We start from the raw sequence: 15561 nt of genomic DNA, 5'->3' as shown, positions 1-15561 counted from the left end.
GTATAAGAGACAGGTCTATAATACCTATCAAATCTATCGCCATGATAAGTTGGCCGATCTAAAAGCAGATTACCTAATTGCAAAGGAAACAGGTTTTATTTTGGGGGTGAAGATGGTTCGTGGCGCCTACATGGAGAAGGAACGCAAAAGGGCGCTTGAAATGGGTTATGCTTCACCAATTCAGCCAGATAAAGCGGCAACCGATCGTGACTATAATGAAACTTTACGTTTTTGTGTTGACCATATAGAGCAGATTGGCTTTGTTTGTGGTACGCATAATGAAGAAAGCAGCAAGCTGCTGGCCGAGCTAATAGATGAAAAAAATATTCCACATGATCATCCGCATGTTTACTTTGCCCAACTTTTGGGTATGAGCGATAACCTAAGTTTCAATCTTTCTGATGCGGGTTATAACGTGGCAAAATATGTACCATATGGTCCTATAAAAGCAGTAATGCCTTATTTGTTTAGGCGGGCACAGGAAAATACATCGGTAGCTGGACAAACGGGAAGAGAGCTGGGTCTGATCAGCAAGGAAAAAAATAGGAGGGGTATATAGTAATTATTCCGCACAATATAATATAAAGCTCAGCGAAACTCCATGTGGTAGCCTTGCTGAGCTTTTTTGTATGAAGTTATTTCTTCTTTATATTGAATTTTCCTTCATTTAATTTTGCTTCCTCTACACGTTGTTCAAATGCTTGTAGATCTAGCATTGGTGGGTTGGTAGAAATTAGGATTTCGTTTTTTGTTTTCAGCGTAGGGGTATATCCACCTGATGACATGTAAAAACGGTCATTGTATTGGGGTGAAACGCCTTGCTCATAGTCTACTCTTTGGCCTTCCTTACCATCTGTGTTGGAGAAACGAACCTTGTTAAAGTTGACCCATTTTTTTTGATCAACTTCATATCCCCAAGCGTTATAGTAATAGGCAGACCTCTTAAGTTGCCCATTGCTGTAGCCAAAGTTTTCCAAAAAGGAATGAAAGCCATTAAAGTATCTTTTTTCCTTGGGGGCTTTCCAGGTGGCTACATATTTCCAATCTTCATTTTCCAATTTATACCAGGCAGACAACAATACCGTATAATCTGTTTGAGGACTTACATTCATTAAGAACTTAACGGGACTGCCACTTTTCCAGTTTGTCGTTTTAACATAAGATTGTCCACCCGTACCTTCACCACCAAAAGAGTTGACGGTGGTATAGTCGGCTTTATCTACTAAACTTACATAGTCGTCATGGTTTATAGATTTATCTTTTTCGGCATCTTTACTGTCCCATACAGAAAATAATACCCTGCGTTCTTTTTGGGTATTGGTTTGTATGCCAAAGTATCCTCGATAAAAGCCAATGGCCATATAAAAGGTATGTAGGGGATCAGCACCTTCGGGTACCAAGATTTCTTCATAAAGCCAATTGTAACTTGTAGAAGTAGGCTGGGTAGTACTAAAGCCTAAATGAACAGATGGGGAGGATTGATAATTGGTGTGGTTGACCTGTCCATTGGGCTTTAGCGCATGAAAGATCAATGAATGCAGGCTAATGCTTAATTCTGGAGATGAAATAGGAATGAGTTCATATTTGTAATAGCCAGTTTTGAGGATCTTAGTCTGTGCCACAAAGGCGGTATCTTTTTTTCCGGTACCTTTTAAGGTAATTTTCTTTTTGATCTTGGTAAACATTAAGTCCTCATAACATGGAGAGATTTGAATCTCAAACTTTAGAGATTTTCCTTTGGTAATGGTCGTATTCAAGAAAAAATCATAATCTCCTTCTTTTTGATATAGATACCAGGCAATGTGCTTATCTTTGTTTTCCCAATTGGTAATGTCTTTTATGGTTTCAGGATAACCTACAGGTATCGAGATGCCAACCTGATCGGGACTAAATGGCTCGGCATAAGCTTTGTTGGCAGGTACTGAAAAGGTGTTAATGAACTTTTGTGACTGTGCCCATAAATGGCTAGTCCACATAAAGATTAATAAGGCCAGCAGCCTTATTTTTAGATAGTTGTTTTTCATATAGATAAATGAGTAGTTTGTAAAGGTAAATTTAGGATTAAATTTAAATCTACCTATCTATTTTATTCAAGATTAGCTACTCATTTTAAGATAAAATAACCAACAGCTAACCAAACCAATCCCTTAGCTAAAAAGAATAGGAAACCCCAAAAGCCTAATTTCTTGGCCCATTTTTTTAGTTTTTCAATTTCTTCGGGCTTCATCATGGTATAGTTTAGCTAGCCGTTTTAAATGATATAGAATTATAGTTAAAATTCTTCTTCTGTCAGTTTTTTAACACTTAGTATCTTAAATTCTTTGATACCGTCGGGCATTTCCCAATTGATCAGATCTCCTGTTTGATAGCCTAGAAGTGCGATACTGATCGGTGCAAAGATAGATACTTTTTGCTTTTTTATATCTGCATCTTTTGGTAAAACTAATTGAAAGGTAAATTCCTGTCCATTATCGGTGCTTACAATTTTTGCCTCTGTATATAACGATACTACATCTTTTGGCAACAATTCATCCTCATATAATGTGGCGTTTTTAATTTCTTCTCTTAACCTTTTTTTATTGTAATCACTCATTACCGCTTTTTCCAAATGTTCGGTTAAAAATTTGTGATCGCTTTTAGCTAATAATATTGACTTGGTGTTCATTTTTTATAATTTAAGATAAAACAATAGACAGCCCACGAAAGGCCGAACATAATTAATTAGAAATCAAGGGTGGTTATTCCCCGAAGTCTTTGAAAAAGAAGAATAGAATTCGGGGTTTATTTAATGAAGTCCTTACTTGTTGATAGGAAAGTAAAGCCTATAGCGTAATTATCAGATATTTGCTTGCCAAACAAAACAATAGCATGCTGCTGTTTCTGATTGAACGCAGTGAGCTGAATTTTATGTTTTCTTGTTGACATGATAACAAAGATGCTCTTGTTATAGTGAAAAAACAAACTATTAATGCTTTTTTACAAACTAAGGATGGAAAGAAAGATAAAAGAGAATATCTAAAAAGTAAAATCATCTGTCTTTTCGGCGAATATTCGAAATAACGGAACTCTTTTTGACATTCTCTTCTATCACTAAAGTGATTAAGGTTTAAACAGCTTTGGGCTGATGAAAAATCAGGCCAGGTCAAAACGGTCAAGGTTCATTACCTTGTTCCATGCTGCTACAAAATCAGTTACAAATTTCTGCTTGGCATCGGTACTGCCATAAACTTCGGCAATAGCCCTTAGTTCAGCGTTGGAACCAAATACAAGATCGGCGCGGGTGCCTGTCCATTTTAACTCCCCAGTTTTGCGGCTCCGTCCTTCAAATACTTCTTTGTCTTCCGTAGTTGCTTTCCAAATGGTATTCATATCCAGTAGATTGACAAAGAAATCGTTAGTGAGTACTTCAGGGTGTTGTGTGAAGACACCATGTTTAGAACCGTCAAAATTTGTATTTAACACACGCATACCGCCTAGTAGCACTGTTAATTCAGGAGCTGTAAGTGTTAGTAGTTGGGCTTTATCTACCAAAAGTGCTTCTGTTGATGCGGCATACCTTGTTTTCTTGTAGTTGCGGAACCCATCGGCAATAGGTTCTAGGAAAGCAACAGATTCGACGTCGGTTTGATCTTGTGAAGCGTCCATGCGGCCTGGGTTAAATGGAACCTGTATATCATGTCCTGCAGCTTTGGCCGCTTTTTCAATACCTGCACTACCAGCCAGTACAATAAGATCGGCAAGTGATACTTTTTTATCGTTGGATGAAGTATTGTTAAAGTCTTTTTGAACATTTTCCAATGTACTCAACACTTTCGATAATTGAGCCGGATTGTTTACCTGCCAATATTTTTGTGGAGCCAAACGAATGCGTGCGCCGTTAGCGCCTCCGCGTTTATCGCCACCTCTAAAAGTAGAAGCAGAAGCCCAAGCTGTTGAAACCAATTCTGATATGCTCAGTCCAGTGGCGAGTATTTTATTTTTTAAAACGCTAATGTCATTAGTGTCTATTAGGCGATGGTTAACTGCAGGAATGGGGTCTTGCCAAATGAGTTCCTCTGCAGGTACTTCGGGTCCTAGGTAACGTGATCGGGGCCCGAGGTCACGATGGGTTAACTTAAACCAGGCACGGGCAAAGGCGTCGGCAAAATCATCGGGATTTTCCAAAAAATGCCTCGATATCTTTTCATAAATTGGATCGAACCTTAAGGATAGGTCGGTAGTTAACATGGTTGGCTTATGTTTTTTGTTGGCATCATAAGCGTCTGGTATAATGGCTTCTGCATTTTTTGCTATCCATTGATGGGCACCGCCAGGACTTTTGGTCAATTCCCAATCGAAACTAAAAAGATTTTCAAAGAAGTTGTTGCTCCATTGGGTTGGCGTTGTTGTCCAAGTAACTTCTAATCCACTTGTAATGGCATCTGCACCTTTTCCGGTACCGTAAGTATTGTCCCATCCAAAACCTTGTAGTTCCATGCCCGCAGCTTCGGGTTCTTTGCCTACATAATCAGAAGAGGCTGCTCCATGTGTTTTTCCAAAGGTATGGCCTCCGGCTATTAAAGCTACTGTTTCCTTGTCGTCCATTGCCATACGGGCAAAAGTATCACGAATGTCTTTTGCGGCTGCTATAGGGTCTGGGTTGCCATCTGGTCCTTCAGGGTTTACATAAATTAATCCCATATGTGCGGCTGCTAGTGGCTTTTCCAGATCACGAGAGTGCTTGTTCCCATCTGCATCTTCATCAGAAGCCAATACGCCATGTGCCGCCACACCTTCCGATCCTTTGGAGTAACGTTCGTCATTACCTAACCAGGTCGTTTCAGCGCCCCAATATACATCCTCACTAGCTTCCCAAACATCTTCTCTTCCACCCGCAAAGCCAAAGGTTTTAAAGCCCATTGATTCTAGGGCTACATTACCTGTAAGGATCATAAGGTCTGCCCAAGAAATTTTCTTGCCATATTTTTGCTTGATAGGCCAAAGTAACCTGCGTGCCTTATCTAAGCTTACGTTGTCTGGCCAGCTGTTTAGTGGAGCAAAACGTTGTTGTCCATATCCCGCGCCCCCGCGTCCATCGCCTACACGATAAGTACCTGCACTATGCCATGCCATACGGATAAATAAACCACCATAATGCCCAAAATCAGCTGGCCACCAGTCTTGTGAATCGGTCATTAATGCATGAAGGTCTTTTTTGACCGCCTCTAAATCTAGACTCTTAAAAGCTTCCGCATAATTAAAATCCTTATCCATCGGATTGGATAGGGTAGAGTACTGACGTAAAATGTTTAGTTTTAATTGATTGGGCCACCAGTCACGATTTCTTGTTCCACCGCCGCCAACGTTTTGTTTTTGGCCTGCACCATGAAATGGACACTTACTGATGCCGTTAGAATTGTTCTCCATTTTTAATAAGTTTTTTGTTAATAATCGAATACTTAATAATTCACAAAATATAGCTTGCAAATCAAAAAAACTATACAATATATGTGTTAGCTATAAAACTGTTTTATGACAGGTTATGTTTGTTTTTAAATGGTTATACAGTTTTAATTTACAATAAAGATAGACAGATAACCAAATAAAGTCAAAGTGCTTTTCTCTATGGGCTAATAGTTTATAGCTATTTCGTGGTGAATGGGTATTATGTTTTATGATAGGTCAGGTTTTCAGGCTTGGAATATCTTAATCTACCATGATATTGAATAGGGCAGGGCTGACTTTTTTCTGATCAAGAACCGTAAGTTTTTTATACATATATTCATTTTTTTTCTCCTCGTTTTCTAAGATATGGTATATATTGATCATTAGATTGTACATAGATATTTCATCTGTTGTAAGGTTATTTCTTTTATAAATTTCAACACATTTTTCAGCATATATTAATGCGGTGGCATAATCACGTTGATTTTTACTTTGATAAGCTTTCGATGATAAATAAATAGATTGGATATAAGGGGTGGAATTTCCGATAGATTGATGGTGATTTAATTTTGTGTGTATTTTTTCGATTAGGCTTGTTTTGTTGTCGAGAAGATTCTTAGACTTGGTGTGCGCCAATATACTAAACAGATAAGTAGAAAAAGGTTGGTCTGACGATAGGATTTTTGGATAATGGGTAATCATGGCGTAGATGATCCTTACGGCCTCCTTTTGGTTCCCATAGAATACATTTGTAGTCATCATTAAAATAAAAATCAAAATTTCCTTATTATTGGGTAATAAATTTTCATTTTTGCCAAAAAGATATTCACCCGATTTAAAATAATCGATTTTCAAGAGAATGTCATTCTCTGTGTTTGCTTTTCCGCTGATTTTAAGATAAATAAGGTAGATGGTTTGGTAAGGGTTTATTTCCCATTTTTTGGCTTCGTCTTGTAGGCTTTCCATTTGTTTAAGGCGATTTTTTATTCTGTCCTGTTCTAGGCTTAAGCAATCAAATATGGAAAGTATGACATGGTAAATCAGCGCATTCTTATTCGTGTCTGCTACCAAAATGAGGGAAGAAAGTGCGTCCTTATAAAAAGAGTCAATAAAATCGAAATGAATAAGGTGGTTCATGATCATTTCGTGCAGATTGTGCTGTTTTATTTTTTCAATGAGTGAAAGGTTGTCTTTTAATTGATAGTTTAAGTTTTCTGCTATAAAGTAGATAAGGTAGTTTCTTTCATAATTATTCAAATTCAGTTTTAGCAAGTAGGAAAGCTGGTGAAATTTATCCCTTCGAATGATTAATCTTACCGACCATTGGAACAACTGGAAACGCATTTGGTTGCCATAATAAGCTTTATTTATCTCATTGAAGAATTCTTCATTCATATCGTTTTGGAAATGGTCCAAAAGTTCTATAAATAGAAAATATTCAAAAACATGAGGTTGTATAAAACGAACACAATCTAGTATAAAGCCGTCTTGGTACTGTTTTTCTTCCATCAAAATGCCTTCTGCCAGCAATTCCATATAGGCATTTTTAAAAACGGACAGCTCTTTAATCAAATCAGATTTTAGAACAAAAGCGTTGCCCTTTCCAAATGAGGTGAGCTGGACAATCTTTCTGCAATAAAGAATTTTTTCTGTGGCATAATTGGAACGATAGATTTTTTCCTGTATAAAACGATCTATAATTTCAAAGAAAATGATATCGGTAAAGGAATTGAATGTTGGGGATTCTTCTTTAAGCTGATAGTACCATTGAATATGGAAAGGGAATTTTAACTGAGATTTTAGTTTTGGGTTAATCTGTTGATGGTCAAATGGGTACATTTTTCTGAAAATATCATCTACTTCATCTGCAGTAAGAGGAGGAATGTTTGAATGGTCCTTAATATTGAAGTAGCTCCCGGAACACCACTTATTTCTTATATATGGAATAGTTTTTATCTTTTCATAAAATCTGCTCCACATGGTGGAACGCATGCTACATATGATTTTTATACTTTCATTATCTTCTATATTGGAAATGAGATTGATGAGCTTATCGAAGATAATGGGTTTGGTGACTTTGTCTGTGACCAGGTCTTGAAAACCATCTATGATAACGATCAATTTTATGTTGAACTTTTCACGTTTTTCCTTAAAATAAGTGATCAGATCGATTTTTGTACTTAGACCAAGCTTGGCTTTAATCCTGTCTTCTATACTAAAAAGATGATACTGCTCCCCAAAAACATCAGTAGCATTTAGAAATAGAATAATGTCATTTTTATATTTGGCCCCCTCGTTTAAAAATAATGCTTCAACCAAATGGCTTAACAGTATACTTTTGCCATAACCAGCTTGGGAAATATACGAGGTAAAACTACATTTATTAGAATAAAAGTATTCAAAATCAAACCTTGCGAATTTCCGTTCGGTAGTGAGTTCATAAGGTACGCTACTCCTATTTCTTATGTATTTTAAAGTGTTCAAGGTGGTTTCAAATGCATTTGAACGGACCTGAAGAAGTTCTCCCTGGGGTTGTAGGGTAACTAAAAACTCATCCTCGAGTACATCATCATCATCTACTTTTTCTACGTATTCGAACAAAGTGTTGATGGTATATTTCGAAAATTCATTTTTGATTTTGGCGAAACCAAAAAGTCTCTTTAAAGTAGTTTCACTAATGGTTTTATGTATTTCTTTTTGAATAGAAAAAGAAATGGACTTACAGTCTGAAGGGCTGATGGTTTTTGCACCAATTTTTTCCAAAATTAAGCATTTAAGCTTTTCTAAGATAACTGTTTGAGGCATTGGAGAGAGCTGATCTTATTAACTTATCTACTAATATAAGTTTTATATAAAATAAAAACCTCTTTATTTTTCAAATTTTAATGAAAAATTAGTTATGCCAATCATTATCAGATAGATTGGATTTTAGTCTTTATAAAAAGGTAAAATAAGGTGCTGTTCTATTCGTTAACATGCACTGTTTATCCAATATTTTAGTTCATTAATCCTTCGCTTCTCAGGATGAACTTTTGTATGAGATTTAGAACAAAAGCGTACGTTCATTCATTTTATTCAAAAGCATAACGTCAAATTTCCCTTAAAAAATGAAAATCATTCATTGGTGAATTTGGAATGAATAATATATGCTTCGTTTTTGTATGAATGTGCTTTTATTGCACATTTAGCCTAGGTCTATAAGTGAAAATTCAACATAGAATAACGAATTTAAACAACTGGGATAAAGCTTTGTTTTAATTATTTTAAAAATGGATAAAATGAATATATATCCCTTGTGTTGGCTGTTTAATGAATAAAATGAACAGCAAAAATAATGTGATTGGTATTTAAAATTGTACAAAAAACGGCTCAATTAAATCCAAATCGCATGAAATTAACATCTACTTGCTCGGCAAGATCGATGAAATTAACCATCGCTTTCTTGAACATCTTATTTATAACGCTCTTCCATCAAATTTCGTATGCACAGACAAAAATTTTTGCTGGTGAAGCGATCATCAAGTCCAACCAGATCGACGATAAGGACAATGCGACAAAAGACGATAATACTTTTGCTACAGTCAAATCTTACGGGGGATTGATTGGCGGCGCATTTAAATATAGTGGTGAACTGGAATTGAAATTTCCGACAGATGTGCCTGCCAATAGGACAACTTTTATTCGAATAGATTTCAATGCAGATGTCCTAAATGCACTGCTTGGTGGAAATCTGGGGTCTTCATTGGCAGATCTTGTAGGTACATTGGTGTTGGGTAATCACTATTTTGTGGTAGGTGCGAGAAATTCCTTAAACCAAGAAGTGGCCAAGGGTTCAAGCAGTGGCTCATTTTCGGCTACGGATGTAAAATTAGTAAAAGATGCAGCGGGTAATTTTTATGTAGCCATTACGCCAAGTGCATCCTATAATAGGGTTTATATTAAAGATGTGACCGATGCCGCATTATTGGGTACCTCAAACAGCATGAAGGTATATAATGCTTTTTATGTTTCAGGTTCAGGTAATTGTGATCCTGCGTTTGCCACAGATTTTGAAGGTAGCGGTGCAACCTTAAGTTTGTTGGGCATTGGAGGTGCAGGGGTTACCAATATGCAGAATGCCATAGATAATAATGTAAATACTGCCTCTAAAATGAGTTTAGGGCTTATTGCTGCAGCCGGAACAATTAGCCAAAATATTTATTTCAATTCACCATCGGCTCTAGGAGACGAATTTAATATCAGGCTGTCGGTTGATCAGGCATTAGCTAATGTAGGTTTAGTAAATAATATTGAAGTTGAAGCATATAATGGAAATGTGCGTGTTTACAATACGAATTTAAGCACTTTATTGAACCTTGACCTACTTGGTCTTCTAAATAGTGGACAGCCCACAAACATTCCGTTTGCACCACCTTTGGCTTTTGATAGGGTAAAAATTACCCTAAGCTCTTTGTTAAATGTGAATTTAGTGCAATATATCAGTATATATGGTGTTACACGCTCTGCTCCCCGACCCACGTTCACTTCTCCGCTTTCCAATTCCGTAAATGTTTGTTATAATACTTCGGCCGCTTTGGGAGCAACAACAGCAGCTAACAATCAACTGATTTGGTACAATACGTTAGAAGGAGGCACTGCATTGGCTACCACTGCCTATAATGATACCTATAATGTAGGACCTTTAACTGCCAATCGGATACTTTATGTGGCCGCAAAAAGAATTGGATGTACAGATGAATCGGTTAGGGTTCCCGTTAACATAACTGTTAATCCTTTATTGAGTTTGCCTGCTACTACATTCCTCAATGGCACAGTGGGATCTGCCTATGCCAAACAAATTAACGCAGCTACCGGAGGTACATCGGCTTATACCTATGCGCTAACCGCAGGAAGTTCGCTTCCATTGGGTTTAACATTGAGCAATGCTGGTTTAGTAGGAGGAATACCCACACAATCGGGTAATTATTCATTTTCGGTTACGGCAACAGATAACAAAGGATGTACTGTAGAAAGAACCTATAACCTATTAATTACCGGTACACTGAGTATAGCTGTAGTTGATTTGCCTAATGGTACGGTGGGAACAAATTATCCGGTTCAGGTAATCCCGTTGGCTACAGGTGGTAGTACGCCTTATACTTATACGGTTACAAATTTACCTCCAGGGCTCACTTATAATTCCACAACTCGAGAAGTGTTAGGTACACCTACTGTCTCTGGAACATATGTGGTTACTGTAAAAGTAACAGATGCGGATGGTAACAGTGTAACAAGAGAAGATACGATTGTCATAAAGAATGCATTAAGTTTACCAAGTGCCATCCTTGCAGATGGTACGGTAAACATTGGCTACCTTACTCAAACGATACCTTCTGCCGAAGGTGGAAATACGCCATATACGTATATGGCTACAAATGTACCAGCAGGTTTAACATTTAATGTCGCTACAAGAGAAATTACAGGTACGCCTACTGTAGCGGGTAATTTTACAATTACCGTTCAGGTGAGCGATGCTGAGAACAAAACGGTTTCTACAGCTTATAATATTAAGATAATAGAAGCATTGTCGTTGCCAGGCAAAACCCTTGCCGACGGTACGGTGGGAGCAGTCTATACCATAGAAACCTTTCCTGCAGCTACTGGAGGAGTGGGACCCTATACTTATGTGGCTACAAATGTACCAACAGGCTTAACGGTTGATAATTCTACTAGGCAACTGACGGGTACACCTAGCCAAGCAGGTAACTATAGTATTACTTTAACCGTAACAGATGCAGAGGGAAGGTCAATTAGTAATCATTACGCATTAAAGATAATAGGAGCATTATCATTGGCAACTGCAGCTTTACCAGATGGAACAGTAGGACAAACCTACCCCACTCAAGTATTGCCAGCTGTAGTAGGTGGAACAGCTCCTTATTTATATGTTGCTAGTAATTTACCTGTAGGATTAAACTTTAATGCAAGTACCAGAGAAGTAACAGGTATACCTACGTTAGGTGGCCAATATACTTTTTTCGTAAAAGTGACAGATGCCAATTCGAATACAGTAAATACCAACTACACGATAAATATAAAAGTAAATGCGCCGATTGCAGCTAATGTAACCACTTGTAATGGCACATCTGCAGCGCTTGTAGTAACAAATACACAACCAGGGGTTACCTATAATTGGTATGGAGCTACAGGCAATACCCCTTTGGTGACCGGTAATAACGGAACATATAATACGGCTTCATTAAATTCAAATACGGTATTTTATGTCGAAGCGGTATCTGGAACAGCCGTAAGCGGTAGGACGGCAGTGAATGTAACAATGAATGCTTCGCCAAACTTAGCTGTAATAACCACTACCAATCAAACTATCAATAAGAATCAAAGCGCTACATTAAGAGCTGTAGCAGATGCGGGAAATACCATTAACTGGTATGATATGCCAACCGGGGGTACCTTTTTAAAAATGGGCACTGAGTTTAGTACACCTAATTTAAGTGGAACCACTACTTATTATGTTGAAACTGTAAATGCTTCGGGCTGTAAGAGCCTTTCTCGTACGCCAGTTACGGTAACGGTAATTGATGGTGGAACTGGTACGGATTGCAATGCGGCAAATACTCAGGACACTGGTATTAACGGAATTTGTTTGCTGTGTAATATTGCTGGTCCTGGTAATTCTACAGATGCAGATAAAAATAATTTTACTCGGATAACTTTGACAGTTGGAGTAGGTGCAACAGGTTATCAAAAATTGATATTTCCAACAACTGGTTTGGCTACAGATAGTATAAGCTTAGATTTGGCTACTCCAATTGGCTTATTGGACTTGACTGTACTTGGTGGTGTAACCATCAACGTAATGAATGGAACCAATATTGTTAAAACTTATCAGCTGAATTCATCACTTATTTCATTACAACTGTTGGGCGGTAACAGATTTAAGGCTACTTTTTTGGCTGGAGCAACCTTCGATAGGGTAGAAGTTCGTTTCCAAGCTACCGTGGCCGCATTGAGCAGTATTGATATTTATGGCGCAAAAATGATCTATCCAAGACCAACAGTTACTGGTAATGGGCAGACGATCTGCTATGATAATCCAGCAACGTTAACTGCTGTTCCGAATGGAACTACCAGTATTGCATGGTACGATTCCGCTACAGGTGGTACATTTTTGGGCACCAATAATACTTATACCACCTCAAATCTTACAACTTCAACAACCTATTATATAGAAATCTCCAGAAATGGCTGTGCAAATCCAGAGCGTATGCCTGTCACAGTTAATGTTGTGCCTCTTTTAACTGTTCCAGTTGTTACCACGGCTATTACAAGCTGCGAAGGCTCGCCAATAGCACTATCTGTTAATAATCCGGATGCAAGCATAGTTTATAAATGGTATGATGCGCCTACTGGAGGTACAGAGCTTTTTACTGGGGCAACTTATAATATATCTGCCTTATCAAGCAATAAAACTTATTATGTTGAGGCTACAAAATCAGGCTGTACCAGTGCAGGTAGGGCAGCAATAGCCGTAACGGTGAATTCTCGACCAGTATTACCTCAGGTTCAGGCAGCTGTTTCAACAATTAATGCAGGACAAACGGTAGTTCTAACCGCTACATCAACAGATACAGACGTAGACTTTAACTGGTTTACTTCTGCCAATGCGGTTACGCCTATTTATACTGGAGCTACTTATATTACCCCGCCACTCAGCAATACTACATCTTATTATGTAGAGGCAAAATCAAGAACAAGTGGCTGTACTTCTCCAAGTAGGGTAATGATTACGATTACCGTAAATAATGGAGGATCTCCAAATCCGGTTCCTTGCGAAGCTGCAATTAGTGAAAGTAATGGGGTAACAGGTATAGCCTTGTTAGCAGGTGTATCTAATGCAGGTTTAGCCATAGATCAAGACACTGAAACTGGATCTACCTTATTTATGCCGATAGGGGCACTTAATGCAAGTGTATATCAACAATTGTATTTTGGAAGTACAAGCAATGTAGGAGATACCATTAAAGTATTACTGAGTTCACCAGGCAAGCTATTATCGCTAAATTTATTAGGTAGCATCCAGGTTTCTACCTTAAAAGGCGGGGTAAATAATAATGATGCAGTAGGACTGAATAACTCACTTATTCACTTAGAGTTGTTAAGTGGCAATACGCAGGCATTGGTCACTTTTGTTCCTAGCCAACAATTTGATGCCGTAGAGGTAAAACTCAATGCGGGAATAGTGGGGGCACTTAATTCGATTAATGTTAATTATGCACAGCATGTAATCACGGCCCCTGAGGTAACTGCCAGTAGCGTTATTGCCTGCCTCAATCAAACAACTACTTTATTCGTAGGTAATCCTAAACCAAACTTGACTTATAAATGGTATGATGCCGCTGGTGTTTACCAAGCTGGTAAAGATGGAGTTAGTTTCGTTACGCCGTTGATCACCGCGGCCACTAGGTTTTTTGTGGCAGCCTCTTCTCCGGCAGACTGTGCCAGCAATAGAACAGCTGTTGATGTTACTTTATCTCCAGACCCTGTTGCTCCTGAATTATTATCTACAGATATTACTACTTGTGCAAATAACAGTGTAGTACTGCAAATTAAAAACCCTATAGTTGGAATAACCTATAAATGGTATGATGGTACAGGGGTATACCAAACTGGTAAGGATGGAGACAGTTTTACCATAGTTGCGGTAACTGCAAATACCACCTATAGCGTAGAAGCAGTCAATAATTGTAATGTAACTTCACCAAGAACCATCATAAATGTAAAAATTGGCACACTAGATGCTCCCATCATCACTTCAACCTCTCTCAGCGTTAGTCCAAATTCGGGAGCTGTATTATCAGCCACCTCAAGTACGCCTAATGCATTGATTAAATGGTATGCCAATGCTAATGACGTGATACCATTATATACTGGTAGTCCGTATATAACCGCTCCATTAACAATTACTACTACATTTTTTGTGGAAGCAGAAGTACCCGGTGGTTGTGCTTCTGCAAGAATACCAGTAACTGTTACTGTGATCCCTAGTGGTACCCCTGGCATAACACCTTGTGGAACAGCAACTGAAGAATTGGCAAACGGTGTAAGTAATATCGCCGTTTTAGCTAATGTATTCAACCCAGGTTTGGCGGTTGATAACAAAACAGAAACTGCTTCTTCACTTGTTATGCCAGTTGGTATTGTGGGTGCTTATGTCTATCAACGGGTTGGCTTCGCTAATGGGCTTTCCAATATTGGAGATACCATTAAAGTAAGGCTGACTTCTCCAGGCAAACTATTGTCTGTAGGCGTATTGCCGTCTATCAGCGTGTTAACCTATAATGGTAATACTGCAAACAATGACATAATGAATGCCAATAATCCATTAATTCGTGTTGAATTATTAAGCGATAACAGTGGGGCTACCTTAAGTTTTGTACCAAGTCAACAATTTGATGGTGTTGAAGTAAGGTTGAATTCTGGATTATTAAGTGTACTTACTTCCGTTGATTTAAATTATGTGCAAAGGGTAGGTGTGGCTCCTCAGGTGGAAGCAGTATCATTAACCAATTGTCAAGGAGCATCTTCTTTATTAATTGTTAAGAATCCAATTCCAGGGGTTACCTATAGGTGGTATCTAGAAAATGTTTATCAGGCAGGTGCTGATGGCGTAAATTTTACTACGCCTACAAGCTTAGCTCCTGGAACTTATAACTATTATGTACGTGCATTAGCCAATGGATGTGAAAGTGCTCCTACCAAAGTGGTGGTTACGGTATCTCCGATCCCGGCCCCTCCGGTTCCGTCACCCGGCAATCCGGTGAGCACCTGCGTGGGTACTCCGGCCACGCTGGGCGTGGTGCAGGTTTCGGGCCTGAGCTACAACTGGTACGATTCCAACGGTACGCTAGTGGCATCGAACACTGCGAGCTATGCTACGCCCAACAACCTTGCTGCGGGCAGCTACGACTATTTCGTGGAGGCGGTGAACACCAACAACTGCAGCAACAGTGCGGCCTCTCGTACCAGGATCACGATCTCCGTTGGCGGGCTTTCGTTGGCCTCCGATATCCAGGTTTCCGGCAACGCCAGTGCCTGCGGTACGGGCACCTTTGTCCTTACGGCCAGCAGCACCACTGT

Annotated in this window: 7 protein-coding genes; 2 read left to right on the top strand and 5 right to left on the bottom strand. The window is 38.7% G+C overall.

Translation table 11 applies throughout. From position 1 onward, the window contains the following. A partial coding sequence (locus JHD79_RS21120) for a proline dehydrogenase family protein (protein WP_199121346.1) occupies window positions 1-559 on the top strand: 559 nt, incomplete at its 5' end. 76 nt (window positions 560-635) lie between these two features. Here the strand turns inward: JHD79_RS21120 and JHD79_RS21115 are convergent. The 5 genes from JHD79_RS21115 to JHD79_RS21100 all read right to left on the bottom strand — a co-directional run bounded on the left by JHD79_RS21115 (window position 636) and on the right by JHD79_RS21100 (window position 8187). Then, window positions 636-2024 carry a DUF3472 domain-containing protein gene (locus tag JHD79_RS21115; protein WP_199121345.1) on the bottom strand — a complete coding sequence of 463 codons (1389 nt, stop codon included), beginning with the start codon at window positions 2022-2024 and terminating at the stop codon, window positions 636-638. A gap of 80 nt (window positions 2025-2104) precedes the next feature. Continuing rightward, on the bottom strand, window positions 2105-2230 hold the full coding sequence (locus JHD79_RS23035) for a hypothetical protein (RefSeq protein WP_255533960.1): 126 nt from the start codon (window positions 2228-2230) through the stop codon (window positions 2105-2107). Window positions 2231-2272: 42 nt separating this feature from the next. After that, window positions 2273-2665, bottom strand: coding sequence for a GreA/GreB family elongation factor (locus JHD79_RS21110; RefSeq protein ID WP_199121344.1), 393 nt, complete (start codon window positions 2663-2665; stop codon window positions 2273-2275). 467 nt (window positions 2666-3132) lie between these two features. After that, a complete protein-coding gene (gene katG, locus JHD79_RS21105; protein WP_199121343.1) occupies window positions 3133-5406 on the bottom strand; it encodes a catalase/peroxidase HPI in 2274 nt (757 codons plus the stop codon). Between the two features lie 279 nt (window positions 5407-5685). After that, on the bottom strand, window positions 5686-8187 hold the full coding sequence (locus tag JHD79_RS21100; protein WP_199121342.1) for a hypothetical protein: 2502 nt from the start codon (window positions 8185-8187) through the stop codon (window positions 5686-5688). 625 nt (window positions 8188-8812) lie between these two features. Between JHD79_RS21100 and JHD79_RS21095 the strand changes: the two genes are divergently transcribed. Then, on the top strand, window positions 8813-15561 hold a 6749-nt coding region (locus tag JHD79_RS21095; RefSeq protein ID WP_199121341.1), incomplete at its 3' end, for a putative Ig domain-containing protein.

This window comes from Pedobacter sp. ASV28 (assembly GCF_016428855.1).
GTDB lineage: Bacteria > Bacteroidota > Bacteroidia > Sphingobacteriales > Sphingobacteriaceae > Pedobacter.
The sequence above is the reverse complement of the archived record's forward strand: the minus strand, read 5'-3'. Positions and strand labels throughout refer to the sequence as shown.

Excerpts from the sequence above, each read along its gene's own strand:
- JHD79_RS21115 (WP_199121345.1), bottom strand. The coding sequence starts at position 2,024 with ATGAAAAACAACTATCTAAAAATAAGGCTGCTGGCCTTATTAATCTTT.
- JHD79_RS23035 (WP_255533960.1), bottom strand. The coding sequence starts at position 2,230 with ATGATGAAGCCCGAAGAAATTGAAAAACTAAAAAAATGGGCCAAGAAA.
- JHD79_RS21110 (WP_199121344.1), bottom strand. The coding sequence starts at position 2,665 with ATGAACACCAAGTCAATATTATTAGCTAAAAGCGATCACAAATTTTTA.
- katG (WP_199121343.1), bottom strand. The coding sequence starts at position 5,406 with ATGGAGAACAATTCTAACGGCATCAGTAAGTGTCCATTTCATGGTGCA.